Raw genomic sequence first — 23,807 nt, forward strand, 5'->3', positions numbered from 1 at the left:
ATTTTATTTCTTCTTCATAGTTAGTTTATTAGTTTCACTATTATACACTACAAAAGAAGCGTAAGGAATAGAGTAAGAAAAAGCTTCCTCAAGGTTAATGTTTTTTACAATAGAGATAAATGTTTTTATAACACCGCTGTGAGTCATAACTAAAATATTTTTGCTTTGCATAGATGCTAGGGTAGTGAAAAAAAACTTCTCTACCCTTGTTTTAAAATCTTCTATACTCTCTCCATCTAAAGCTTTTATCCATTGTTCAAAATTTTCATATTTTAGTGAGTCTTTTGTGCAAATCTCATCAAAACTAAGTCCTTCATGTTTTCCCCATGATTTCTCTCTTAACTCTTTTGTGTAGGTTATGGCATCTGTACCTATAAATGCTTTTAGTGTTTCTTTTGCACGAAGAAGGTCAGAACAATAGATGTCATCAAAGTTTGAGGCTTTAAAATGTTTGCCTAAGTCTTTGGCATCTGCGTAACCTTTAGTAGATAGTCCAATGTCTAGATGCCCGTTATAACATCCAATGTATTTTTCTTCTACCTCTGCGTGACGAACAATAGTTAAAGTCATAGTCCAACACCAAGTAAGATAGCATTTAGTAAGATGAGTTCTGTAACTTCAATACTAAAACCATAAATATCTCCACTAAAACCACCATATCTTTTTACAAAAAATGTTTTTATAACAAACAAAACTAAAATACTTAAAATAAAAAGCCAAAAATTAAATAGACTTAAAACCATGATATAGATAAAAGCTATGAGAACATGAGAACTATTTAGCTCTTCTTTTGCTAAGGTACCCATGCCATTTTTAGAAATATATGGAAATAAGTAAATAGCTAAAACAGCATTGAAACGAGAGAACATAAGCACTACAGGTAAAAGATAGTAGGCTTCAAAAATAACAAAGGTAGATGCTTTTAATATCAAAAAAGTTACTGTAAAAATCATACCCATTCCACCAGTATGAGGGTCCTTCATGACTTCAAGTGCTTTTTGTTTATGTACAAAAAGTCCATCTATGGTGTCACTTAAACCATCTAGATGCAAGGCTCCTGTTAAGATAACTAAAAGTGTGAAGATGATTATGCCTAGGTGTGAGGCTTCAAAGGAGTTAAAAAGTAAAGAGTGTATTAACCATAAAATAGAGCCAAGCAAAAAACCAACTAGTGGATAAAACATAACACTATAACTGTTGATTCCCTTGTAAAAATCATGAACTTTAAAAAAAGGTAAGCTAGTTAGCATACTAACAGATAGAGCAAAACCTTTTAAAATTTTATTCATTTTATTCTCGTAGAAATTCCAGCGATGGTATGATAAACCTCATCGCAATTTTGAGCTATTAGCTGAGAAAGTATCCCGCTGGCATCTACAAAATCTCTAGCTAATTTATTATCAGCAATGATTCCAGAGCCAACATCATTTAATACAAAAACTATTGTTTTATCTAAGCCCAAAACTCTAAAGAGTTCTTTTTTCATATCTTCAATGTCAAAACCATGATGAAACATATTGTTTATCCACATACTAACACACTCAACTAACACAGAAGTTTTGTTAGCTTTTATGGTTTCGTATATTTTAAGACTTTCTTCAATAGTATTAAACTTATCGCGTCTGTTTTTTTTATGCTCTTTTATCCTCTCTTTCATACCCGCATCTATAAACTCTGTTGTCGCTAGATAGCATGGTTTAGAACTTGAGAGTTTTAAAATATAGTTTTGAGCATTTATGCTTTTACCACTTTTAATCCCACCTATAAAAAGAGCTTTCATCTTTTTTACATTCCGTATATTAAAAGCTCTATAGCCTCTAATAGTTTTTTGTTTGTAACACCATTTGCATTTGCATATCCTAGGCATGCTCCTGCTCCTACACCTTCTTTTGCCTCGCCTTCATCGTATTTTTTTAAAATTGGAATCTCTGTTGTGGCAAATGAAAAAGAGGTAAAAATAGCATGTGGAGTGTAGCTTAGTTTTGAGAGTATATTTTTAATATCAGAGTGCTTATCATTAGTTACCCACGAAGTAGTAGCTAGAGTTATATTGTCACTTTTTACTCTTATAAAAGTGTCTTCTTTTAGTTTGTCTGCCACTAAAAGACAGGCTGCCATTTGTGTTCCACCAGCTAAAACTATATGAAACCTTCTCGAAGCTTCTATAATAAAACCAGCACAAAAGATAAGCATATTATCACTAACAAGTGATAGCTTTTCAAAGTTACTCATGTCATCACTTAAAAGTGCCATGGCTTTGTCTATAGTTTGATTTTTTATATTTTTTGGTACATTTAAAAAACTTGATGAAAAATCATCTCTTAAATCATAACCCAAGGCTAAAGCAGTAGTCGCCGCTGTTGTAGTACCGCTTGGTGTACTTTCTCCAAGTATAAGATAATTTCCTTTTAGTTCATAGTTCTTTCCAGCAAGCATACCTTTTTTGAAAATCTCTTTAGCATCAATGTTGGCTCCAGTAGAAATAGACTCAGATGCACAGATGCCAAAGTTTAAAAGGTTTGTATTTTGAGGTAAAGCTTCTAGACCAAGGTTTAAAACTTCAATCTTTGAAAAAGGAACTAAATTATGCACAGCTCTTGTTATGAGGGCAGGGGTGGGAACACCCGTTGGAGTTTCGGCTAACTCTCCCATAGAGAAAACTTTTTCATTTGTTATAAACTCAGCATCTAGAGTAGGAGTAAGTGAAATTTTCCCAGGAATACCAGCTTGAGTTATGCCCGCAATTTCGCAAGTTTTTGTAACAGCTGCTGCTAATAAAAAATCAGCCTTTCCTTTAGGGAATGAGTCTGTCTTATTGGTAAAAATGTTTAAAGTTTGCAATTAGTTCCTTTTTTTGTAATTGTGATTCATCTCAAAGAAAAGTCTTTTTATTGTTAGGGCTACTCGATGCGAAGGTATATGTAAATAATCTTCATCTACTATGGAAATATTTTTATTTCTTGAAGCATTGGTGGGGATATAATACCAAGCTTTAAGAGCTTTTTTCATATTTACATTTGGTTCCGTCGCATGTGAATGCAAAATAATAATTTGGTCTGGATTTAGAGCTATTATATTTTCATAGTTTAAAACTGGTTGAGAAGTGGAGTTTGAGCTATAAGCATTTTTGTTTCCACTTAGTTTTATGATATCTTCAAAAAATATGTTATGTCCTGCTATGTAAGTTGATGAGCGTAAGTCTTCTCTTAAACCATAAACTATCATAACGCTATGTGGAGCTATATTTTTAGGAACATCTTTTATTTGGGTGTCTATACTTTTGATAAGCTCTTTTGCTTTGTTTGAATTTATTATGGATGCAAGATTAGTTATAGATTGTTTAATGTTTTTAATATTATCTAGGTTTAGCATTAATGTTTTAATTTTATACTTCAAGGGCAGGTTTAAATATTTTAACTTTTCTAAAGTGCTTTGGTTAAATGTTTGACCAATAACTAAGGTAGGTTCAAGTGCTAAAATTCTTTCAATATTTGGACTCTGATAACTTCCAACAATAGGAAGCTTTTGTGCTTGTTTAGGGTAAAGCGAAAAAGAAGAAGTACCCACTAGAGAGTCACCTTTTTCAAGTGCGTAGATAATCTCAGTTATTGAAGGGCTAAGAGAGATGATTCTCTCATTAGCATTTAAAGTGATTGACAAAAATAAGATAATAAAAATAATTTTTATACTCATATCTTAAACCTTTAGTATTTTAATTTAAAACCAACTAAAGCAGTTGTTGCAAAGTTTACAGGGTAGATGCTGTCATTTCTAATCCACATACCGTTTGACTTGTTAAAAATATTATTTATTTTAGCAAAAACTTCCCAAGATTTTTTAGCATAAGTTGCAGAGATATCTGTACTCATATAAGCATCTTGTTTTTGAGAGAAGTTATTGTTGAAATCATTTGCAGCATAAGTCTCTGAACGGTAGATTTGAGTTAGTGCGATAGTGCTAAAATCATCTGGCATAAACCCAATAGTTATTTTTGCATTGTGATCTGAGACACCAGGAAGATGCTTGCCAGCATAATCAAATCCACCCTCTTTTTCTTCATCTATAATGGCTTGAATATAGTTATAGTTAAGTGCTAGACTCCATTTGCTAGATATAAGCCACATATCATATAAATCAAGACCATATTTATGTGACTTGTCTATATTTGTATTTTTATTTGTTGAAGATAAAAGTGGTTGATAGTAGATTTCATTTTGTAAGTCAATGTAATAAGCTGTTACTTTAAGCTTATTCGTCTTTGTAATATAGTTAAACCCAAGATTAAAATTATTTGCTTGAGATGGATTTACATAACCTAAAAATGCTCCTGTGTTCCATTTAAAAAGTCTGTCTAAATCAGCTGACTGATAAGAGTGAGCATAGTTTACAAAGATAGATTTTTGTTTATCAAAAGTGTAGTTATATCCAAGTTCTACGCCATGAAGCGTATCATATTGATTATCTCCTGTTTTACTCTCAAATGAAACTTTTTCATATCTATAACCAGCTTTAATAGAAGAGTTGTTTAAAGCAAAGCTACTCATAATATATCCAGCATTATTTTTTTTTGTTAGGTCATTATTTGGATTTTTTCTATTGTAGTTATAATCATCATATCCAGCAGATATATTTAAAGAGTCATCTTCATAATCAACTTTAATTTTTACAGTATCATATAGATAATGTGCTGGATTATTTGTGCCGTATTGAGATTTTTTGTTTTCTCTTGAACCATCAATATTTACAACAAGTTTATCACTTATGTCATAAACAATTCCAGCACTTAAAGCATCCGTATCATAAAACTGTTGTGTAAAAGCAGACCAAGCATTACTCATTTGCGAAGGGTTTTTATCATACTCCGCTTGAGTTAAGCTTCCAGCGTAGATAACATTTGTTCTAGCACTAGAGATTCCAGCTCTTAACTCTAAATTCTCAATAGGTCTATATGATAGGTTAAAAGTTGCTGTTGAGAGTTGGTTTTTATCTTTATTGCCATTTGTATCAATATCTCTAATCCCATTGTTCTTTTGTGCTTCACCACTTGCTGAGATTGCAAGTTTATTGTCTTTATGACCAATATAAAATGAACCAGATACGGCTCCATAAGTTCCAAGATAAAAAGAAACTTCTTTATCATTGGTTTGTTTTGTAATTATGTTGATAACACCAGCATTAGCTCCATCTCCTCCAATGACAATACCACTAGATTTAATAATCTCTATACGACTAATTGATGTTGGTGAAATCGATGATAGTAACTGAGGCACTCCATCTACATTGTTTAATTTTCTACCATTAACCATGATAACTATATTTTGATAGCCATCTCCACCGTATCCACGCATATCAAGTTTTTGAGAAAAAGGATTTCCATAGCTAGGCGTTGATGTAACAGAAGTTTGTTGGTTTAAAAATTCATATACATTTCTTACATTGGCTTTTTGGATATCTTTTTGTGTATAAACTTCTACTGCATCTGTAGATTTTAACTCATCTGTTTTTATGGCAGTTGAGGTAATGCTAAGTGGATTTAAGATTATTTTTTGTGTGTCCTGTGCGTTAAGTTGGCTTAAAAAAGCTACTAATATTAGAGATAGTTTTATTTTATTTTGCATTATTGAAATTCCTATATACTGATTAAGTATGTGAGTCAATGATTTATTTTGCTCTTTGAGCAAAACTTTAGTGACCACAGCGGTTTAAGCGAAGTGTTCCTTTTACGGACTAATCAATAGGTGGAGAAGTGATTTTTATAGTTAGTGGTTTTCCACTAAGAGTGGCAGTTGATGAGTACATAGCCACGATTTTTTGTTGTGAAACATGGGCTTGTATTGCTGCTAAGGAGAAGTAACTTTTACCAAAACCTTTAGGGCTCATTTCTGTGTCTCTTTGATTTTTTTTGCAAGTATATCAAAAAATCTGATAAAATACTTTTATGAAATTATCCCATTTAAAACAAATTAAAAACTATCTACTTAAATTTAAAAAGATTTCTGCTATCTATCGGGTAAGCGATACCATCATAAAAATAGCTTTTGATAAAGATGACGAGCTTTACTTTGAGATGCAACGCTCAAACTCTAAAATGTTTAGATGCTCCTCTTATGCTCGTTCAAAAGTATATAATGCGCCTTTTGATGTTATCTTGGCAAAACGATTTAACAGAGCAAACATCTTAGGTGTGGAGCTTTTAAATGATGATAAAATCTTAAGATTTACTACCTCCATAGCATCTGCATATAAAGAAGAAACTACACTTTTACAGTTTGAGTTTACTGGCAAATACACGAATGTAATCATCTTAGATGAAAATGAGGTTGTTCTTGAAGCCTTGCGTCATGTTGATTTGTTTTCTTCATTTCGTGAGATTAGAGTTGGACAAAAACTTTTAAATGTTTTACCAGCTCCTTTTGTGGCAAAAGAGTATCCACTTGAAAATGTAGAAATATTTTTATATGATGAGTATGAAAAGGAAGTAAAAAATAGACTAGACTCGCTTAAAAAACAAAAGATTCTTTTTTTAAATAAAAAGCTTAAAAAACTACAAAAACTTTATGATTTGCTTGATGATGAAACAAAACTAAAAAATGAAGTGCAAAAGTGTCAGCACCATGGGAATATAGTTTTAGCAAACATTCACAATATTAAATCTTATCAAAAAACTTTGAACTTAAATGATTATGATGGAACACCTTTGGTAATAGAACTGCATAAAGAGCTTTGGACACCTGCTTTAATGGCATCTTCGCTTTTCTCAAGAAGTAAAAAAGCGAAACAAAAAGTCAAGCATCTACATATTGAAAAAGAATCTTTAAGTTCTAAAATTGAGCATATAAAACTTTTTATACATACAGTTCAAGAGGCAAAAGATGTATCAAAAATACAACTACTTTTTCCTTCTAAAATTCAAGCGAAAAAAATAAAAACAAATGATAGTGTTGAGGTTTTTTGGATAGAAGGCTATAAAGTTCAACTTGGTAAAAATGAAAAAGGTAATATAGAAGTTTTGAAAAATGCAAGAGCAAGAGATATTTGGGTTCACATGAAAGACAGACCATCTGCTCATGTCATCATCACAACCGACAAGCAAAACATCCCAATTAGCATCATAAATGGGGCAGGAAGGTTATGTGTAGATTTTACAACTATTCAAAAAGATAAGTTTTTGGTCGATTATACTCCTAGACGAGAAGTTACTATACAAAGTGGTGCAAATGTACTTTACAACAAGTACAAAACCATAGAGGTAGATACTCGAAAATAAATTAAAGGACATATTATGAGCATTGGTGCAATAGGAAGTGCAATTTTTACAAACCAGATGACAGCAAATGTATCTTCTGTTCAAAATGCTCATAATAGTCGTGTTGACTTTCAAAACATGGTCGCTCAAGCTGCTGTAAATGAAAAAGATGAGAAAGTTTTAAAAGTTCGTCCTGCTGAAGAAAATCATGAAGTTGACCCAGATAGAGAACATGAAAAAAATGAAGCTGATCAAGAAACAGCAAGGGCAGACCATGATGAGAGTGAAGATGAAGAAAAAGAAGAAGAGTTTCCAGTTTATAAACTAGATATTAAAGTGTGATTTGGTATAATCCATAAATTACAAATCATTATATTTAGGAAAGTTCATGAAGTTTTTAGAATCTATAAATGTTAGTAAAGAGAGAGTCGTCACAGGTTTTTCCCTCATTGGTTTGGTTTTACTTATAGGCTTTATAGATAGCTTTTTTATGATGTGGGCATTTCTTGGACTTATTTATCTTTTAGCTTTTAAAGAGGCTCAAAAACTTTTTGAAATAAAAAATGACTCTCTTCTCATTATAGCTCTTGGTGTTTGGCTTATGGCTGGCATCTACCCTTACGGAGATGACCTTTTTGTTTTAGCTTGGGTTGCTTATGCAAGTGCTATTGCTTTTAATAAAAAACTAACTTGGAAAAACTTTTTTCCTTTTATATATCCAACCGCTGGAATGCTCTTTATCTTTACAATGTATCAAGAATACGGAGTTATTTCTCTTCTTTGGCTATTGATAGTAGTCGCACTTACTGATGTTGGTGCTTACGCAGTTGGTAAAAGCATCGGGAAAACTCCGTTTTGTGAAACTTCTCCAAACAAAACTATGGAAGGTGTTGTTGGTGGTATAGTTGTTGCAACTATTGGTGGAATGTTTGTTGGTTTGAGTATAGTAGATTTAAGCGTATCTTTTATCATCTCATTTATGGTTGCAACAAGTTCTATATTTGGAGATTTGTTTGAGAGTAGTTTAAAAAGAAATGCTGGAGTAAAAGATAGTGGTGATATTCTTCCAGGACACGGTGGTATACTTGATAGAATAGATGGCTATCTTTTTGGTTCGATAGTTATGTTAGTTTTACTTCGTGGGCTTGTATAGGTGATACTTTTAGGCTCAACAGGCTCAATAGGTGTAAATACTCTAAAAGTTGCTAAAAAGTTCAATATAAAAGTTGAAGCTTTGGTTTGTGGAAAAAATATTAAACTTCTCAATGAACAGATTTTAGAGTATCAGCCAAAAGTTGTTGTAGTTGCAGATGCAAAAGATATAAAAAATGTAAATCATAAAAATGTTTTTTCAGGTCAAGATGCCATTTTAGAAGTTATAAAAGATGCTCAATCAGAATTAGTCGTTAATGCTCTTGTTGGTTTTTTAGGTCTTCGTCCAACACTTACAGCCATAGATGCAGGTAAAAAAGTTGCACTGGCAAATAAAGAAAGTTTAGTTGCTTGTGGAGCATTTATAGATGTAAGCAAAATTCAACCCATTGATAGTGAACATTTTGGGCTTTGGTACTTGATGCAAGATAGACCAGTCCAAAAGATGATTATTACTGCAAGTGGTGGGGCATTTCGTGACTGGGATATTAAGAAACTTCAAAATGCTTCGTTGGCAGATACACAGAAACATCCCAACTGGTCGATGGGACAAAAGATAACCATAGATAGCGCAACAATGGTAAATAAAATATTTGAACTACTTGAGGCAAGATGGCTTTTTGGTGAAGGTCAATATGATGCTATCATAGAAACAAAATCACTTATTCATGCTCTTATTGATTTTAAAGATGGCTCAACTACGGCTCATTTTGCACATGCAAGTATGCAACTCCCAATAGCGTATGCTCTAGATGAGCAGATGGATGAGCAGATTTTAAAACATGTCAATTTGTTAGAAGTTGGAAATCTTGAATTTAGACAAATAGATAAAAATAGATACCCTATCTGGGAACTTAAAGAAGAACTTTTAAAAAATCCTATAAAAGGTTTAATAGTTAATGCTGCAAATGAAGTTGCAATAGAAAAATTTATAAATAAAGAAATAGGCTTTATGGATATTTCGAAAATGATAATGGATGCATTTGAATCATTTATTCAGATACCTCATAGTGTTGATGATGTCTTTGCTTTAGATAAAGAAGTAAGAGAGTTTATGAAAGGAAAATAAAAATGATTAGTAATATGCTAGATAAGCACTTGCATAAGCTTTCTTTATACCGTCCAAAAAGTATAATTATATTTGGAACAATTTTTGTTGTTCTTAGTTCTATTCCACTTGTTTATATCCTTACAATGCTCTTTGGTGCCCAGTATACGAATATTACATTTATAAAGTCAATAGTTACTCCATTATTGATGGCTCCTGTAACTATAGGTATAATTATAGAGTTATCGGTACATTTAAAATATTTTAAAGATGAGTTGAATAAAGAAATAGAAAAAAATAAAAAGAAAGATGCAATACTTTTTGAACAAGCAAGATTTGCTTTAATGGGTGAAATGTTGGCAAATATTTCACATCAATGGAAACAACCTCTTAACACGATAAGTCTATCGGTTGCTAATGCTAAGCTATCAAGCGGAAATAATCTAGAAAAAAACTTTGATATTATTGAAAGTAATGTGAATTATTTAGCTTCTACGATAGATGATTTCATGTCATTTTTTAATAAAAAAACTTACACGCAAATTCGAGACTTGAAAGATATTTTAAAAGAGGTTAAAAGTATTATTAACATTGAAATAATTAAAAATGATATAACATTAGATATAGAAGTCGATTGTGTTAATAACAAGATTGAACTTTCTTCTTCAATCTCCCAAGTTTTATTAAATCTTTTGAATAATGCTAAAGATGCTTTTGATAAAGATATGCAGGATAAAAGAATAATTTTAAAATTTACTGTTAAGCAAGAATCATTGGAAATTATTTGTTGTGATAGTGCTGGGGGAATTAATCCTGAAATAAAAAATAAAATTTTTGACCCATATTTTACAACTAAACATAAATCTCAAGGAACAGGAATAGGTTTGTATATGTCTAAGCAGATAGTTCAAAAAATCTTTGGAGGTAATATTAATTTTGATTCTGAATCTTCATGTTTTTGTATAAATCTTCCATATTCTAATCAGTGTATGTTGAAAAAAAGGAATATAATAGATGATTCTTAGTATAGAAAGTAGCTGTGATGATAGTGCTATCGCTATCACAGATATCAAAACAAAAAAACTTATTTTTCATAAAAAAATATCTCAGGAGTTAGAACATTCTGTTTATGGCGGTGTTGTCCCTGAACTCGCAGCTAGACTTCACGCTGAAGCTTTACCAAATATTTTGGCAGAGTGTGAGCCTTACTTCAAAAAATTAAAAGCGGTAGCAGTAACTTCAACTCCAGGCTTGGCCGTTACACTTGTTGAAGGCGTAACAATGGCTAAGGCTATTGCTGTTGCTCTTGAACTACCTCTAATTGGAGTAAATCATTTAGTTGGTCATATATACTCTTTGTTTATAGATAAACCAACCCAATTTCCGTTAACTGTGCTTTTAGTTTCAGGTGGACATACTCAAGTGATGCAAGTAAAATCATTAACAGATATAGAGACAGTTGCAAAAAGTATGGACGATAGTTTTGGAGAGAGTTTTGATAAGGTAGCTAAGATGATGGGGTTGGGCTATCCTGGTGGACCACTTATAGAAAAACTAGCAAAGAATGGAGATAGAAAAAAGTTTAACTTCACTATTCCTCTTTCACAATCCCCTCTTATAGCTTTTTCATATTCTGGACTTAAAAATGCAGTTAGATTGGCTATTGAAAAAACATCAGAAGAAGATTATAAAGATATTGCTGCTTCGTTTGAACATATTGCATCTGCTCATCTCACTCAAAAATTAAAAAAATACTTTAAAACAACCGCGCCAAAAACTTTTGCAATTGTTGGTGGAGCTAGTGCAAATCTTTATTTGCGTTCTCAGGTAGAAGAACTTTTAAAACCACACAATGCTAAACTTCTTTTAAGTGAGCTAAAATGGTGTTCTGACAATGCTGCTATGATTGGAAGAGTCGCAGTTGAGATGTATGAAAAGAATTTGTTTAGTGCCATAGATGAGTTAAGTAGTTCCCCTCGTTCAAAACTATAAACTTAGTTAAAACTTAGTCGTAAAGAGTTCTTTTCTAAATAAGAGTAATTTTATCCGATTTAACATATAATTCCCTTGTTTAATTAACAAATTACTTAATGATAATAAAAGTAAAAATAAAACTTAAATACAAGGAACTAAAATATGGCAACAGTAACATTCAAAAATGACATTGTATGTAATTTAGCAGGAACAGAAGTAAATGTAGGTGATATAGCACCAGTGACAACAGTAGTAAACTGTGACCCAATGCTTCAGGATGAGCAAATCGGTGGAAAAGGTAAGGTTCAACTAGTAGTTGCTGTACCATCTTTAGACACTGGTGTTTGCGATGCTGAAACAAGAAGGTTTAACACTGAAGCAGCCGCTTTAGAAGGTGTTGAAGTTATTACCGTTTCTATGGATTTACCTTTTGCATCTGCTAGATGGTGTGGAGCAGCTGGAATCCAAAACTTAAAAGTTTGTTCAGACTTCAGAAACAAAGATTTTGCTAACAACTATGGTGTTCTTTTAGCTGATGGTCCTTTAGCTGGTATTACTGCAAGAGTTATTTTTGTAATCGGTAAAGATGGGAAAGTAACTTATAAGCAAGTTGTTCCAGAGATCACAACTGAGCCTAACTATGAAGAAGCTATTGCTGCTGCAAAAGCTGCACTTTAATTAACACTCCTGACATAACTAAAGACAATTTTCATAAAAGCTACTTTTCTTCCCCCTGAGTAGCTTTTTTTCTTCCACTTTAGAGCTTTTGCTCTAAAGATTTCTTTTAAAACTCTTTGATATAATAATATAAACAATTCAAAGGATATTCTAATGAAAAAAATATTGACAACATTAGTATGTGCAGCTTTCTTATCTTCAAGTATAAGCGCAGATATAATAAAAGTTGAATTAGGTGTTGGTGCTTGGGCGCAGGCTTCAAGTGGAGAACTGAGTTATGCAGATGCTGGCATTAAAGCTACTGATACATCAAAAGAGGATTCTAAAACACAAGCTTACTTGTGGGTTTTACTGAAACATCCCGTTCCTATTTTACCAAATTTAAGACTAGAGTATGTAAACTTAAATAACAATGGCTTAGCAACAGGTTCATTTAAAAATTTCACAGCTCCAACAAACTCTAAAACAACTTTAAGTGTAACAGAGTTTGATATCATTCCTTACTATAATATACTGGATAACACAGCATGGATAACACTAGACGTAGGATTGGACTTAAAGGTAGCAGATATAAAGTATGAGGCAGATGCTGTTGTTGTAGATGTAGTGACTACAGACTATAGTGATTCAGTAGCAGTAGTTATTCCTCTTTTGTATTTAAGAGCAAGAGTTGAGATTCCTAAAACAAATATAGGCTTAGAGAGTGATGTAAAGTATATTTCTTACAGCGGTAACACAATATATGATGCTCGTGCTAAAATTGACTATACTTTTGATATAAAGTTGCCTATTAAACCAGCGATAGAGCTTGGTTATAGAGTACAAAAAATCAAACTTGAAGATGATAGCGCAGGCAATGCTAAAGTTGATTTAAACTTTGCAGGTGTTTATGCGGGTTTAATGCTTCGTTTCTAACTTTTTTTATGAGTGCCTCAATTGCAATTTGATTAGTCGCTTAAAGAGTCACTCATAAAATTTTTATCTAAAATCTTTACTTCACACTTTAACCAAATATTAAATTTTTTATAAACTTTTTTTTGAGCTTCTTTTATGAGAGAGATAGCATCTTCAAATATTCCATTTCCATGATTGACTAAAAAATTTGCATGTTTTGTACTAAACCCCATATCCCCAATTCTTTTGCCCTTTAGTCCAACTTCTTCTATAAGTCTTCCTGCATAATCTCCCTTAGGATTTTTAAAACAACTTCCGGCTGATGAGGTACTTGGTTGATTTAAACGCATCTTTTTAAACATAGCTATTTTCTCTTCATTAAATCCAAAGTTTAGATGAAAGGATGCTTCTAAAATAGGAGAGTTGATATTAGTATATCTATATCCAAAATCTATATCTTTTTTTAGTTTTTTACCATTGCAAGTCTTTATAGAAATAAGTTGATTAAAGATTTCATACTCTTTTAGACCAGCATTCATAAAAACTAAACCACCTAATGTCCCTGGCAGATGAGATACAAATTCAAAATTTGTAATATTGTTTTTTTTACAAAAAGAAGCTATCTTACCAGATGGTGTTGCTCCGCCTATTTTTAAAATAGCATCTTCTATTTTTATATAATCATATATTTTAGAAAGTTTCATCAGTTTTGGAGGGTTGTTACCAAGTAAAATATTATTGCAAGAGCCTATGAGATAATACTCTTTTGTAAAATCATTTACTTCTTCTAAAAGTTTTACATCAAGGCTTTGACCTATTTTTATAGAAGAAAATGTTGAGAAGTTAATTCTCTTGAAGCTCATTACTCTATAAACTCAGTCATCATGTTAAATACATTTGTTGAAAAGTCTGTCATTACATTTAGCATCCAAGGCATTGTTAAAATAATCACAATAACAACACCAATAATCTTAGGAATAAAAGATAGAGTCATCTCATTTATTTGGGTAGTTGCTTGAAAAATACTTACAGCTAAACCTATAAACATACCTGTTAGTAAACCAGGAAGAGCTAAAATAAGGGCTGTTTTAAAAGTTTCAACTCCTAATGCGATTAGTTTTGCTTCCATGATTTATGAGTTCCTAAGTTCTTTATATTCTGTTGGAATCATAAAATCCTGCACATTAATATGTGCATCGTAAAAGCCATGTTTATGCCCTAGTTCAAAAAGTTTATTTATCGCTTTGTATTGAATATCGCTAAGAGTTATAGAATCATCATTTGCATAAAGTTCTAGGTATTTATCTAGTGTTGGAGCATCAATGCGGACTAAATCTCTCTCTATAAGCATTTTAGAGAGTCTATCTTTATGTTCTCGTGCTACTTTTACAGCTTTAGTTAAAGTAGCTTCATATTCTATTGCTTTGTTTAACGGAAGTGAACGGCGAATTGCCATGCCACCAAGAGGAAGAGGTAAATCATCTCCTGCTAACTCTTGCCAAATATCCCATATTTCTCTCTCCACTTCTAGGGCTTCATCATAAGTTAAGATGCTCTCATGTATTAATACACCAGCATTTACAACTCCATCTAAAACTGCTTGTTCTATTTCTAGGAAGTTCATGTATGTTATTCTAGCATCTGGATAAGCTATACGAAAAAGCATAGCATTTGTAGTGTGTTTTCCACTAAGAGCTACTTTGAAGTTTCTTTTTAGTTTAATGCCTTTTTTCTTGATAAGCTTAGGACCATAACCTTCACCAAAACTAACAGCAGTTCTTAGCGGGGCATAGTCTTCTTTTATGTGTGGATAAAGTGCAAAACTAATAGCAACTATGTCATAAGTTCCATTTATAGCATCTTCGTTTAAAGTCTGAATATCTTTAGCAACATTATAAAATAAAGTATTTTCCATATCTACCCAACCAAATTTTATGGCATAGTACATAAAGATATCATCCGCGTCAGGAGAGTGGGCAATTAAAGTTTTTTTCATAAAAACATTTTAGCGAAAAATGGATAAACATGCCCTAAAGTATATGCGAGTTCTTTTTTTAAAAGGATGTTTTTTTACCATTTGAATGATAAGATTTAGTTTTTATATAGTTGTTTATATCTTGAATGCGTTCTACTCTTTGAGGGTGCGAGGAGAATAGTGTTAGACTATTGTTTACATCACTAATATGATGAAAAAAATCAGTAGCTCCATTAGTATGACCGTAGTAGCACTCCATCAAATCAACAGCATACAAATCAGCTTCACTTTCCTGATGTTGAGAGAATTGACTTTCACTAAACGAGATAGAACTGCTTAATAGTTCATTAAGATCAGAAATACCAATAAAGCTTGAGATAAGGATACTTACAAAAGAGCGTCCAATACCTTCAAGATGGTCTCGATTGTTAAAATGTCCTATTTCGTGAGCAATAACAAAAAAGAGTTCATTTTCTGATTTTGCATTATCTATAATAGCTTGGTTAATTACAATAAATCCAGCAGGCAGAGCAAATGCATTTACTTCTTTTGAACTTGATAAATAGATTTTAAAATCATATTGTGAGTTAGTACATTTTTTACTTTTATTTGCTAATAATTGGATAAATATTTCATCTTTTGAGGAGTTATTTGAGTCTAAAATATTAAGATTAAGATATGAAAAAAGTTTTTGTTCTTGTTTTATAGATATTTTCTGCACACCATATTGAACTAAATAACCAGAACTGAAATAGAGAATGATTATAAAAGAAGATATCCCAGTAATCATCCAAATTAAGTCAGATATAACCGAGGTCTTGGTTATATTTACACTATTATCTGGAAGCTTGGTATTAAAGCTCAATATTTTAGTGCTGTGCCATATGCAAAAACTTCTACACTCCCGATACTACCTCTTCTAGAATTTTTTGAGATGGAGCTTGTTTCAATTCTAACATTGATAATCTCATTGGCATTATTTGAATTTTGTTTCATTCTTAAAATAGCTTCTCTTCGTGCTCTGTCTAATAATGATTCGTACACACTGATATTACCACCAAAAATATTTCTTAGTCCAGCAATAAATCTCTTAAAGTAATCTATGGAGATAACAACATTACCAGCAACAAGGTAACTATCAGTGATAAGTTTATTTTCTACTAAAGGTTTTTTTAAAACAATTACAGGAAGATGAGCATACTCTTTTTCACGCTTATTAATAGATGTATAATGTTTCTTTTCAAGGTACGAACCTATAAAATATCCTAATAGTATTGGAATTATAATTAATGCTATATCAATCATTATTTAACACTTACGGCTGTTCCATAAACATAAAGCTCTGCAGCACCTGCAGCTACAGATGATGTAGAAAATCGTACATTTACAATAGCATTTGCTCCCAAAGATTTTGCTTGAGATTGCATTCTTTGCATAGCTTCTTCTCTAGATTCACCTAAGAGTTCAGTGTAACCTTTTAGTTCACCACCAAAATTATTTTTAAAAAACTATTGATATAAAATATTTATGTAAAGAAAAGTTCAAGTAAATAAGGATAAAATATGACAAATTGCAATACTTTTAAATAAAAATATAAAAATTATATACAATTACTTAAAATTTAAAACAAGTGAGCCACAAATGGACGCAAATAAACAAAAAGCATTAGACTTAGCAATGAAGCAGATTGATAAAGCATTTGGTAAGGGTGCATTAATGCGCCTTGGTGATAAAGATATTCAGCCAATGCAATCAATAAGTACAGGTTCTATAGGGCTTGATTTGGCGCTTGGTATTGGTGGAATTCCTCAGGGTCGTGTTGTAGAAATTTATGGACCTGAGAGTTCTGGTAAAACAACTTTGGCACTTCAAATAACAGCAGAGTGTCAAAAGGCAGGTGGAGTATGTGCGTTTATAGATGCAGAACACGCTCTTGATGTAGTATATGCTAAAAATCTTGGTGTTGATGTTGAAAATCTACTCGTTTCTCAACCTGATTATGGTGAACAAGCTCTTGATATTGTTGAGACTATTGCTAGAAGTGGGGCAATTGACTTAATCGTTATTGATTCAGTTGCTGCTCTTACTCCTAAAGTTGAGCTAGAGGGAGAGATGAGTGATCAGCAAGTTGGTCTTCAAGCTCGTCTTATGTCAAAGGCACTGCGTAAGTTAACTTCTGTTCTTAGTAAAATGAATTGTACAGTAATTTTTATAAATCAACTTCGTATGAAAATTGGTATGATGGGATATGGTTCTCCTGAAACTACAACAGGTGGAAATGCACTTAAGTTTTACGCATCTGTTCGTATAGATGTTAGAAGAATCGCATCATTGAAACAAGGTGAGAGTCAGATTGGTAACCGTGTTAAAGCAAAAGTTATAAAAAATAAAGTAGCACCACCATTTCGTCAGGCAGAATTTGACATAATGTTTGGAGAAGGCATCTCAAAAGAAGGAGAGCTAGTTGACTATGGTGTTAAGTTAGATATCGTTGACAAAAGTGGAGCTTGGTTCTCTTATGAGGAGACAAAACTTGGTCAAGGGCGTGAAAATGTCAAGGCTAAGTTTAAAGAAGATCCAAAATTAGCAGCTGAAATAGAAGAAAAAATAAAAGTGGCGATGGGCATAAGTAATGTTATGGTTATGGACACAAGTGAGATAAATGACTCAGATGCTTAAGTGGTTTAATAAACTTACTCTTAACTTATTTTAGATAAAATGGCAACAATAAATAAAGCATAAAGGTAGATAGATGTTTATTGATAGCGTTAGTGCGATTGAAGTAATGGATTCTCGTGGAAACCCAACAGTTAAAGCAACAGTAGAGTTAAGTGATGGAACGATTGAAAGTGCGATAGTTCCTTCTGGAGCAAGTACAGGTAAGCGTGAAGCATTAGAACTTCGTGATGGCGGCAATCGCTACATGGGTAAAGGTGTTTTAAAAGCAGTTTCTCATGTTAACAATGAACTCTCAGATGCACTTATCGGACAATCTCCTTTTAACCAAGCGATGATAGATGCTCTTATGAAAGAAGTAGATGGCACAGAAAACTATGGAAATTTAGGAGCAAATTCTGTTCTTGGTGTTTCTATGGCTGTTGCGCGCGCGGCTGCTAAAAGTTTAGGTATGCCACTTTATCGTTATCTCGGTGGTGCAAATGCTATGACTATTCCTACTCCAATGTTAAACATCATAAATGGTGGTTCACATGCTGATAACTCTGTTGACTTTCAAGAGTATATGATTGTTCCTGTTGGTTTTACTGATTTTGCAGAAGGTTTACGCGCATCTGCTGAAGTTTACCACAGTCTAAAAGCTATACTAAAAGCTAACAAACACAATACAGCTTTAGGAGATGAGGGCGGATTTGCTCCAGATTTATCTTCAAATGAAGAGCCAATTCAAGTTATTTTAGAAGCAATTAAAAAAGCTGGATATAAAGCAGGGGAAGAAATTGCAATTGCTCTTGATGTAGCGGCATCTGAACTTGTTGTAGATGGTGGATATAGACTTGACTCGGAAAATCGTACAGTAAGTTCTGCTGAGTTAGTAGATTATTATGCTGATTTGTGCGCTAAATACCCAATAGTTTCTATCGAAGATGGTCTAAGTGAAGATGATTGGGATGGATTTAAGCTAATGACAGAGAAGCTTGGCGATAAAATTCAAATAGTTGGAGATGATCTTTTTGTTACAAATGTAAATATTTTAAATGAAGGTATCAACAAAGAGATAGCAAATTCAATCCTTATAAAACCAAACCAAATTGGTTCAGTAAGTGAAACTATGCTAACAGTTCGTTTAGCTCAAAGAAATGGTTATACTTGTGTTATGAGTCATCGTTCTGGTGAGAGTGAAGATGCTTTTATTGCTGACTTTGCAGTTGCTCTTAATTGTGGTCAAATTAAAACAGGTTCAACTGCTCGTGGTGAGAGAACTGCTAAATACAACCGTATTTTAGAGATAGAAAATGAAATTATGTATGGCGAGTATTTAGGGTCAAGAATTTTTAACTAAGTTTTATTATGCAAAATGAAGAACTTTTTGAAGATATAGATAGTTCTCAAAGTACAACTGAAAAGTATTTTGGACTTTCTTTAGCGAAGTTTTTGTTCTTATTTTTAATAGTTATAGCAGTTGGCGTTTATATAGGAATTTTACTTTATGGAACAAACTCCTTAGAAGTTTTGTTTGAACTTCAAGATTATGAGAACTATCTTCAAAGTGAAGTTTACAGACTTAAAGATGAAAATGCTGAGCTTCAAAGAGAGTATTTTGAACTCAAAGAAATTTCTGCACAATAACTTGATATAATAGTTAATAAATAAATTTAGGGGTAGATTTGATTAAATTTTTGTTTGTTTCATCATTGCTACTTTTTTCATTAGAAGCTAGAGAAAATCCATTTTTCCCATCAAAGGGAGAAAAGGATATATCATATACTTCAAACAATGTAAAAAAATTTCCCCCTTTAAAGCGTTCATCTATTACTCTTCCTTCAACAGCGAGAATTATTAAAAAAGTAACAATAGAGTATGAAAATTTAGATGCATCTACTCAATCAAAAAGTATATCGTTAGATAATAGTGTTGATTGGCATTTACCTATATTTATATCTCAAAGCTATGAGCAACCGGCTGTAGTAGCATCAAAAAAAATAAAAAATAAAAAAATAAAATATAAAAAAATAGCATCTATAAAATATGCGACATTATTTTCATTCAATAAAACTCTAAAAATATTAACGAAAGATAAGGTTATTAGAAATTTTTTATTGCCAGTGCCACATAGAATAGTAATAGATTTTAAAAGAGATACAAGTTTGAAAAGTTACTCTAAAGAGAACAAAAAAGGAATTTTTTGTAAGATTAGAGTTGGTAATCATGAAGGTTACTATAGAGTAGTTATAGAATTAGATGGAAAATATAGGTATAAGATGAGTAAAGTATCGGATGGGTATATTTTTAATTTAAGGTAGGAAAAAATAACGAAGGCATATATAAATCTAAAGACTAAAAATAGTAAGAAATAAATGCTTGATATGTCTCTTCATCTTTTTTTTTCTTTAGTTGATATCTTTCTTTGTAGTCATATTTAAATTTTAACTGAATATTTTGAGAAAGTCTAAAACTTTGTGTTATTTTTACTAAGTTTTGGGAGTTCCCTGTATCGTAGAGTCTTTTAGTTAGTTGGATATTTGTACTCATATACTTATATTTATCAAAAACAAACCCAACACTTCCTCCAACAGCCGAAGTAAATTTATCTCCATAGTAAAAAAGTGGATCAACCATTAAATAAGTATAGGCGAATTTATTTCCCCAGCTATAACCTGCACCTAAAGTAGCAATAAAGTTTGTCTTATCATCAAGATAATTTTTATCCCAACCAAACTTCGTTCTCCAAGAAAAATTATGAAAAAACTCGCTTCTTTGAGCAAGAGATACTATTGAAATAAGAGTAGCATTTTCAACTTCTATTTTTTTATCATTGTAAGAAAGTAAAATATCAATAAATTCTATTTGTGTGCCTCTTAAAAAGCCGTAATTACTATCTTCTAAGCTATGATAGACTGGTCTAAGTCCTAAAAAACTAATAGTTTCCTTGTCTCTAAGTCCAACTCCTGCTGTTACTCTTGCTCCTCTGTGACTATTTATAGGGTTAGGCGGAATATCAATGGATAGATTTTTCCCTTTTCCAAGAGAGGCTCTTGCTTTAGTTATATTGTGAAATAATTCTAGATATATCTTTTTTTGCATATCATTTTTAGTAAAAGAGTATTCTAAAAATTCTATAGATGATTCCAAGATGTACATTTTTTGCTGAGTTGATATAGAGTTGTCCTCTAGTATACTTTTAATGCTTATTTCAGAGCTAACTAATTTTCTTGGTAAGGGTAAGTTTTTGGCTTTGAGAAGAGATTCATATTTTAGCAATATCGTTCTTTTTGAAGCTCTATAATGATCTTCTTTAATTAAGTTTTCACTTAAAGCAGCATGTACAGTTTCAAGAGGTATAACATGATATGTGAAATATTTTCTCAAATTTACAGAAGGTCTTGCTATCTCAATAAACCATAACATATTGTATGAACAATTTTCTGTAAAGAAGTAATAGTTTGAGTGTGTTCCATTAAGCTCCCAAATGTGTTTAACCATCCTTAGGATTTCTTCTTCATTTAGGTTTAAATCATACTCCCAGATATCCCTTTGTTCTGTATCTCTATACTCTTTTAGTTTATCGTAATATGGAAGAAGTGAATATCGACCATAGTAACCACCAAAGAGACCTTTAATAGCAAAAACAACACCGTTCTCGGTATCAGCATTTGCATTTGCAGCATAGTTTATTGCATAAGATAAAAGTTTAGACTTGTAAGCTGAGTTGATTCGTAAAAAAGTATGTCCAAACATAGAGGCAGGTGAATTAATATGAGCTGATGGAAAGACCAATGTTGCAGATTTTGGATTTAATCTTTTTAGAATTTTATCATATTCTTTACATTGAACCTCTGGAAATATTTCTATGTTTAACTGTTTTTTAAGCCATGCTTTTCTAGCGGGAAATCTACAAGCAGTAGAGTTGTCATCAAATTTTTTTTCATTTAAAAGAGCTTCTAGTGTAGCATCTAACTCATCTTTGGCATTAGTTTTTCCTCTTCTTGATAAAAAAAATCTACTATCATCTATTTCACTAATTCCATTATCCATATGAAGTAGTAGATGCCAGTATCTTTGGCTTGAGAGGTTTAAATCATCAGCTTTATTTTTATAGAACTCAACAGAAGCCTGAGTTAAACTGATAGCAAAAATGAGGATAAAAAGTATTTTTTTAAAAATAAGATATTCCTAGGATGATGAGTGAATGTTTAGTGAAAGATTAAACGAAAAAGCTCGTTTAATCTTTGGTTATACTTATAAAGAAGTAGTAGAGATATTGTCAAGTACATCAGACATTTCAACACTTTTTGAAGTGTAGATGCTGTTGTAGTTTGATTGAAGAGAAGCTGAAAATGTAGATGTATCTTCAACTTGTAAAAGCTCAGCTAATGTGTCAATAGATTCACCATGACCAACAGCGATTTCTTTTGCAAGAACATCCATATTTGAAGCAACAAATTCTTGTGCTCTTTCATTCATAACGAATTTAGTTTTACTACAACCAGAAGTTCCAGAAGTAATACCAAAAGTTTGGTTACCAGAAGTACCATTTGTTGTAGCTTGAAGAGCTAACATAATCGCTGAAGAATCATTTTTGATAATCATAGAACCAAGTCCACAACCAGTTTGAGAGTTAACACCTGCCATTGCTGATGTACTAAGAGCTAAAACAGCTACTACGCTTACTAATATTTTTTTCATGTAATACCTTTAAATTTTAAGATAGAAAGATTCTAAGCAATTTATACTTCAATATAGATTAAAGTATAAATAAATTTAAATTTATATTTTCTAACAGTTTATTCAGTTTTCCAGTATTGGGTATAATTTCAAACTATGAATAGACTAGAAGAATATTTAAATGCTCATGATTTAAGTGAGATTCATCCATCAGATATTGCCAAAATTTTAAAACAGCTAGATGATAGCGAGTTTGCTAATGCTTTAAAACTTGTACCAAAAGACCTTGTGGGTGATGTTGCTCTTAGTCTTCCTGATAGATATTTTGATGATGTTGTAGAAAATCTTAGTGTTGATGAACTTTCTCACGCAGTAACCGAACTTGAATCAGATGATCAAACTGACTTTATGCAAGAGCTTGAAGAGCTTGATGAGAGCAAAGCATCTCAGGTCTTTGAAACACTAGATGAAGATGACAAGCAAGAAATAACAAAACTTAAAACTTATAGTGAAGATGAAGCTGGTGCTTATATGCAGTTTGAGGTTTTTACTGCTTTAAAGAATGAAAAAGTTCAAGATGTTATAAGACGCTTTGCAATTTTAAGAAAGGCAAATGAGCTTGAGAATGTTCAAAACCTTTTTATTACAAATGAGGACAATAAATTAAGATTTACCATCGGTTTAGATGAGCTTCTTATTTTTGACTTTTCAAAAACAATTAATGAAAACATTGAATTAAGCCAAGAAAATTTTGATCCAAAGACTGCAATTGATACAGATGATATTAAAGATATAGTTCAACATTTTGAGGAGTATGACCTCTCTGTTTTACCCATTGTTAATACTTATGGCGTATTGCTTGGTCGTATAACTTCTGATGATATTTATGACATTATCCAAGATGAAGCAACTGAACAAATGTACAATCTTGCTGGTGTTGATGATGATGCAGAAGATGATGATGGTATTTTTAAAGCAGGTCGAAAACGCGCTACTTGGTTGTCTTTAAATCTTTTAACAGCAATCGCCGCTTCTTTAGTAATAGCTATGTTTACAGATGCTTTGCAGAGTATGGTTGCTTTAGCAGTTTTAATGCCAATAGTAGCATCTATGGGTGGTAATGCAGGAACTCAAAGTTTGACTGTTGTTGTTAGACAATTGGCTTTAGGTGAGATTTCTCAAGGTGATGCAAAGAGAATTATTAAAAAAGAAGTATCTATCTCTCTCATAAATGGTTTTATCTTCGCTATAATTATGGCTATTGTATCTGCGCTTTGGTTTGATATGCCCCTTCTTGGAGTAGTAATTGCCTTAAGTATGGTTATAAACCTTTTTGTAGCAGGTTTTTTTGGTGCTACAATACCACTTTTTTTAAAGAAAATGGATATTGATCCTGCTATTGGTAGCACTGTTATTTTAACTACCGTAACCGATGTAGTAGGTTTTTTTAGCTTTCTTGGTCTGGCTACATATATTTTACTATAAGGAATTTGTAAAAC

27 protein-coding genes and 1 pseudogene are annotated in these 23,807 nt (G+C 32.0%); 13 read left to right on the forward strand and 15 right to left on the reverse strand.

The genetic code is table 11. From position 1 onward, the window contains the following. Positions 1-3 precede the first annotated feature (3 nt). From MOV42_RS00615 to MOV42_RS00645, 7 genes are all read right to left on the reverse strand, one after another. Positions 4-570: a histidine phosphatase family protein gene (locus MOV42_RS00615; RefSeq protein WP_324171887.1), complete on the reverse strand. Its 567-nt coding sequence runs from the start codon at positions 568-570 to the stop codon at positions 4-6. Continuing rightward, positions 567-1,289: an adenosylcobinamide-GDP ribazoletransferase gene (locus MOV42_RS00620; protein WP_324171888.1), complete on the reverse strand. Its 723-nt coding sequence runs from the start codon at positions 1,287-1,289 to the stop codon at positions 567-569. Before MOV42_RS00620 ends, MOV42_RS00615 begins: the two co-directional genes overlap by 4 nt. Then, positions 1,286-1,780, reverse strand: coding sequence for a bifunctional adenosylcobinamide kinase/adenosylcobinamide-phosphate guanylyltransferase (locus MOV42_RS00625; protein WP_324171889.1), 495 nt, complete (start codon positions 1,778-1,780; stop codon positions 1,286-1,288). The genes MOV42_RS00620 and MOV42_RS00625 overlap by 4 nt, the downstream gene beginning before the upstream one ends. A gap of 5 nt (positions 1,781-1,785) precedes the next feature. Further along, positions 1,786-2,841: a nicotinate-nucleotide--dimethylbenzimidazole phosphoribosyltransferase gene (locus MOV42_RS00630; protein ID WP_324171890.1), complete on the reverse strand. Its 1,056-nt coding sequence runs from the start codon at positions 2,839-2,841 to the stop codon at positions 1,786-1,788. Continuing rightward, positions 2,842-3,693 (reverse strand): helical backbone metal receptor, encoded by an 852-nt coding sequence (locus tag MOV42_RS00635; RefSeq protein WP_324171891.1) that lies wholly within the window; start codon positions 3,691-3,693, stop codon positions 2,842-2,844. It abuts the gene before it with no gap. Between the two features lie 11 nt (positions 3,694-3,704). Continuing rightward, positions 3,705-5,618: a TonB-dependent receptor plug domain-containing protein gene (locus tag MOV42_RS00640; RefSeq protein WP_324171892.1), complete on the reverse strand. Its 1,914-nt coding sequence runs from the start codon at positions 5,616-5,618 to the stop codon at positions 3,705-3,707. Positions 5,619-5,727: 109 nt separating this feature from the next. After that, positions 5,728-5,880 carry a hypothetical protein gene (locus tag MOV42_RS00645; RefSeq protein WP_324171893.1) on the reverse strand — a complete coding sequence of 51 codons (153 nt, stop codon included), beginning with the start codon at positions 5,878-5,880 and terminating at the stop codon, positions 5,728-5,730. A gap of 58 nt (positions 5,881-5,938) precedes the next feature. On the opposite strand from MOV42_RS00645, the gene MOV42_RS00650 reads away from it, so the two are divergent. From MOV42_RS00650 to MOV42_RS00685, 8 genes are all read left to right on the forward strand, one after another. Further along, entirely contained in the window at positions 5,939-7,267 is a 1,329-nt protein-coding gene (locus MOV42_RS00650; protein ID WP_324171894.1) for an NFACT family protein, read from the forward strand. 15 nt (positions 7,268-7,282) lie between these two features. After that, the gene (locus MOV42_RS00655) at positions 7,283-7,588 is read left to right on the forward strand and encodes a hypothetical protein (protein ID WP_324171895.1); all 306 of its coding nucleotides are present in this window, start codon (positions 7,283-7,285) and stop codon (positions 7,586-7,588) included. Positions 7,589-7,634: 46 nt separating this feature from the next. Then, entirely contained in the window at positions 7,635-8,399 is a 765-nt protein-coding gene (locus MOV42_RS00660) for a phosphatidate cytidylyltransferase (RefSeq protein ID WP_324171896.1), read from the forward strand. Then, on the forward strand, positions 8,400-9,467 hold the full coding sequence (gene dxr, locus MOV42_RS00665; protein ID WP_324171897.1) for a 1-deoxy-D-xylulose-5-phosphate reductoisomerase: 1,068 nt from the start codon (positions 8,400-8,402) through the stop codon (positions 9,465-9,467). Between the two features lie 2 nt (positions 9,468-9,469). After that, positions 9,470-10,471 (forward strand): HAMP domain-containing sensor histidine kinase, encoded by a 1,002-nt coding sequence (locus MOV42_RS00670; RefSeq protein ID WP_324171898.1) that lies wholly within the window; start codon positions 9,470-9,472, stop codon positions 10,469-10,471. Further along, positions 10,461-11,438 carry a tRNA (adenosine(37)-N6)-threonylcarbamoyltransferase complex transferase subunit TsaD gene (gene tsaD / locus MOV42_RS00675; protein WP_324171899.1) on the forward strand — a complete coding sequence of 326 codons (978 nt, stop codon included), beginning with the start codon at positions 10,461-10,463 and terminating at the stop codon, positions 11,436-11,438. Before MOV42_RS00670 ends, tsaD begins: the two co-directional genes overlap by 11 nt. Before the next feature lie 144 nt (positions 11,439-11,582). Beyond that, positions 11,583-12,098: a thiol peroxidase gene (gene tpx / locus MOV42_RS00680; RefSeq protein ID WP_324171900.1), complete on the forward strand. Its 516-nt coding sequence runs from the start codon at positions 11,583-11,585 to the stop codon at positions 12,096-12,098. Between the two features lie 153 nt (positions 12,099-12,251). Continuing rightward, a complete protein-coding gene (locus tag MOV42_RS00685) occupies positions 12,252-13,013 on the forward strand; it encodes a TIGR04219 family outer membrane beta-barrel protein (protein WP_324171901.1) in 762 nt (253 codons plus the stop codon). Between the two features lie 32 nt (positions 13,014-13,045). Here MOV42_RS00685 and MOV42_RS00690 read toward each other — a convergent pair whose 3' ends face one another. The 6 genes and pseudogenes from MOV42_RS00690 to MOV42_RS00715 form a co-directional block, all read right to left on the reverse strand. After that, on the reverse strand, positions 13,046-13,855 hold the full coding sequence (locus MOV42_RS00690) for a UDP-N-acetylmuramate dehydrogenase (protein WP_324171902.1): 810 nt from the start codon (positions 13,853-13,855) through the stop codon (positions 13,046-13,048). Then, positions 13,855-14,121 (reverse strand): flagellar biosynthesis protein FliQ, encoded by a 267-nt coding sequence (gene fliQ, locus MOV42_RS00695; protein ID WP_324171903.1) that lies wholly within the window; start codon positions 14,119-14,121, stop codon positions 13,855-13,857. Before fliQ ends, MOV42_RS00690 begins: the two co-directional genes overlap by 1 nt. A gap of 3 nt (positions 14,122-14,124) precedes the next feature. Next, on the reverse strand, positions 14,125-14,988 hold the full coding sequence (locus MOV42_RS00700) for a menaquinone biosynthesis family protein (RefSeq protein ID WP_324171904.1): 864 nt from the start codon (positions 14,986-14,988) through the stop codon (positions 14,125-14,127). A gap of 58 nt (positions 14,989-15,046) precedes the next feature. Further along, complete coding sequence (locus MOV42_RS00705) at positions 15,047-15,688, reverse strand: M48 family metallopeptidase (RefSeq protein WP_324171905.1); 642 nt, start codon at positions 15,686-15,688, stop codon at positions 15,047-15,049. A 140-nt stretch (positions 15,689-15,828) separates the two neighbouring features. Beyond that, positions 15,829-16,272 (reverse strand): YbjQ family protein, encoded by a 444-nt coding sequence (locus MOV42_RS00710; protein ID WP_324171906.1) that lies wholly within the window; start codon positions 16,270-16,272, stop codon positions 15,829-15,831. After that, positions 16,272-16,460 (reverse strand): annotated as a pseudogene (locus MOV42_RS00715) (YbjQ family protein); the annotation flags it as partial. The pseudogene MOV42_RS00715 and the gene MOV42_RS00710, both read right to left, overlap by 1 nt. Positions 16,461-16,608: 148 nt before the next feature. Here MOV42_RS00715 and recA point away from each other — a divergent pair. The 4 genes from recA to MOV42_RS00735 all read left to right on the forward strand — a co-directional run bounded on the left by recA (position 16,609) and on the right by MOV42_RS00735 (position 19,946). Next, positions 16,609-17,646, forward strand: a complete 1,038-nt coding sequence (recA, locus tag MOV42_RS00720) for a recombinase RecA (protein WP_324171907.1) — start codon at positions 16,609-16,611, stop codon at positions 17,644-17,646. A 73-nt stretch (positions 17,647-17,719) separates the two neighbouring features. Continuing rightward, on the forward strand, positions 17,720-18,985 hold the full coding sequence (gene eno, locus MOV42_RS00725; protein ID WP_324171908.1) for a phosphopyruvate hydratase: 1,266 nt from the start codon (positions 17,720-17,722) through the stop codon (positions 18,983-18,985). A gap of 8 nt (positions 18,986-18,993) precedes the next feature. Then, the gene (locus MOV42_RS00730) at positions 18,994-19,272 is read left to right on the forward strand and encodes a hypothetical protein (protein WP_324171909.1); all 279 of its coding nucleotides are present in this window, start codon (positions 18,994-18,996) and stop codon (positions 19,270-19,272) included. A 38-nt stretch (positions 19,273-19,310) separates the two neighbouring features. After that, positions 19,311-19,946, forward strand: a complete 636-nt coding sequence (locus tag MOV42_RS00735; protein WP_324171910.1) for an AMIN domain-containing protein — start codon at positions 19,311-19,313, stop codon at positions 19,944-19,946. 34 nt (positions 19,947-19,980) lie between these two features. Here MOV42_RS00735 and MOV42_RS00740 read toward each other — a convergent pair whose 3' ends face one another. Further along, positions 19,981-21,678 carry a DUF4105 domain-containing protein gene (locus MOV42_RS00740; protein WP_324171911.1) on the reverse strand — a complete coding sequence of 566 codons (1,698 nt, stop codon included), beginning with the start codon at positions 21,676-21,678 and terminating at the stop codon, positions 19,981-19,983. Positions 21,679-21,882: 204 nt separating this feature from the next. Continuing rightward, on the reverse strand, positions 21,883-22,329 hold the full coding sequence (locus tag MOV42_RS00745) for a DUF3015 family protein (RefSeq protein WP_324171912.1): 447 nt from the start codon (positions 22,327-22,329) through the stop codon (positions 21,883-21,885). 135 nt (positions 22,330-22,464) lie between these two features. Here MOV42_RS00745 and mgtE point away from each other — a divergent pair, with 135 nt between their 5' ends. After that, the gene (gene mgtE, locus MOV42_RS00750) at positions 22,465-23,793 is read left to right on the forward strand and encodes a magnesium transporter (RefSeq protein ID WP_324171913.1); all 1,329 of its coding nucleotides are present in this window, start codon (positions 22,465-22,467) and stop codon (positions 23,791-23,793) included. The last annotated feature ends 14 nt before the right edge of the window (positions 23,794-23,807 follow it).

Origin of the sequence: Sulfurimonas sp. (genome assembly GCF_029027405.1) — a bacterium.
In the GTDB taxonomy this organism is placed as follows: domain Bacteria; phylum Campylobacterota; class Campylobacteria; order Campylobacterales; family Sulfurimonadaceae; genus Sulfurimonas.

What these genes read in the sequence shown, in the direction of transcription:
- MOV42_RS00690 (WP_324171902.1), bottom strand. Translation starts at nt 13,855, where the DNA reads ATGAGCTTCAAGAGAATTAACTTCTCAACATTTTCTTCTATAAAAATA.
- MOV42_RS00745 (WP_324171912.1), bottom strand. Translation starts at nt 22,329, where the DNA reads ATGAAAAAAATATTAGTAAGCGTAGTAGCTGTTTTAGCTCTTAGTACA.
- MOV42_RS00670 (WP_324171898.1), top strand. Translation starts at nt 9,470, where the DNA reads ATGATTAGTAATATGCTAGATAAGCACTTGCATAAGCTTTCTTTATAC.
- MOV42_RS00645 (WP_324171893.1), bottom strand. Translation starts at nt 5,880, where the DNA reads ATGAGCCCTAAAGGTTTTGGTAAAAGTTACTTCTCCTTAGCAGCAATA.
- mgtE (WP_324171913.1), top strand. Translation starts at nt 22,465, where the DNA reads ATGAATAGACTAGAAGAATATTTAAATGCTCATGATTTAAGTGAGATT.
- eno (WP_324171908.1), top strand. Translation starts at nt 17,720, where the DNA reads ATGTTTATTGATAGCGTTAGTGCGATTGAAGTAATGGATTCTCGTGGA.
- fliQ (WP_324171903.1), bottom strand. Translation starts at nt 14,121, where the DNA reads ATGGAAGCAAAACTAATCGCATTAGGAGTTGAAACTTTTAAAACAGCC.
- tpx (WP_324171900.1), top strand. Translation starts at nt 11,583, where the DNA reads ATGGCAACAGTAACATTCAAAAATGACATTGTATGTAATTTAGCAGGA.
- MOV42_RS00635 (WP_324171891.1), bottom strand. Translation starts at nt 3,693, where the DNA reads ATGAGTATAAAAATTATTTTTATTATCTTATTTTTGTCAATCACTTTA.
- MOV42_RS00710 (WP_324171906.1), bottom strand. Translation starts at nt 16,272, where the DNA reads ATGATTGATATAGCATTAATTATAATTCCAATACTATTAGGATATTTT.
- MOV42_RS00740 (WP_324171911.1), bottom strand. Translation starts at nt 21,678, where the DNA reads ATGGATAATGGAATTAGTGAAATAGATGATAGTAGATTTTTTTTATCA.
- tsaD (WP_324171899.1), top strand. Translation starts at nt 10,461, where the DNA reads ATGATTCTTAGTATAGAAAGTAGCTGTGATGATAGTGCTATCGCTATC.
- MOV42_RS00685 (WP_324171901.1), top strand. Translation starts at nt 12,252, where the DNA reads ATGAAAAAAATATTGACAACATTAGTATGTGCAGCTTTCTTATCTTCA.
- recA (WP_324171907.1), top strand. Translation starts at nt 16,609, where the DNA reads ATGGACGCAAATAAACAAAAAGCATTAGACTTAGCAATGAAGCAGATT.
- MOV42_RS00650 (WP_324171894.1), top strand. Translation starts at nt 5,939, where the DNA reads ATGAAATTATCCCATTTAAAACAAATTAAAAACTATCTACTTAAATTT.
- MOV42_RS00660 (WP_324171896.1), top strand. Translation starts at nt 7,635, where the DNA reads ATGAAGTTTTTAGAATCTATAAATGTTAGTAAAGAGAGAGTCGTCACA.
- MOV42_RS00640 (WP_324171892.1), bottom strand. Translation starts at nt 5,618, where the DNA reads ATGCAAAATAAAATAAAACTATCTCTAATATTAGTAGCTTTTTTAAGC.
- MOV42_RS00655 (WP_324171895.1), top strand. Translation starts at nt 7,283, where the DNA reads ATGAGCATTGGTGCAATAGGAAGTGCAATTTTTACAAACCAGATGACA.
- MOV42_RS00625 (WP_324171889.1), bottom strand. Translation starts at nt 1,780, where the DNA reads ATGAAAGCTCTTTTTATAGGTGGGATTAAAAGTGGTAAAAGCATAAAT.
- MOV42_RS00620 (WP_324171888.1), bottom strand. Translation starts at nt 1,289, where the DNA reads ATGAATAAAATTTTAAAAGGTTTTGCTCTATCTGTTAGTATGCTAACT.
- MOV42_RS00700 (WP_324171904.1), bottom strand. Translation starts at nt 14,988, where the DNA reads ATGAAAAAAACTTTAATTGCCCACTCTCCTGACGCGGATGATATCTTT.
- MOV42_RS00730 (WP_324171909.1), top strand. Translation starts at nt 18,994, where the DNA reads ATGCAAAATGAAGAACTTTTTGAAGATATAGATAGTTCTCAAAGTACA.
- MOV42_RS00615 (WP_324171887.1), bottom strand. Translation starts at nt 570, where the DNA reads ATGACTTTAACTATTGTTCGTCACGCAGAGGTAGAAGAAAAATACATT.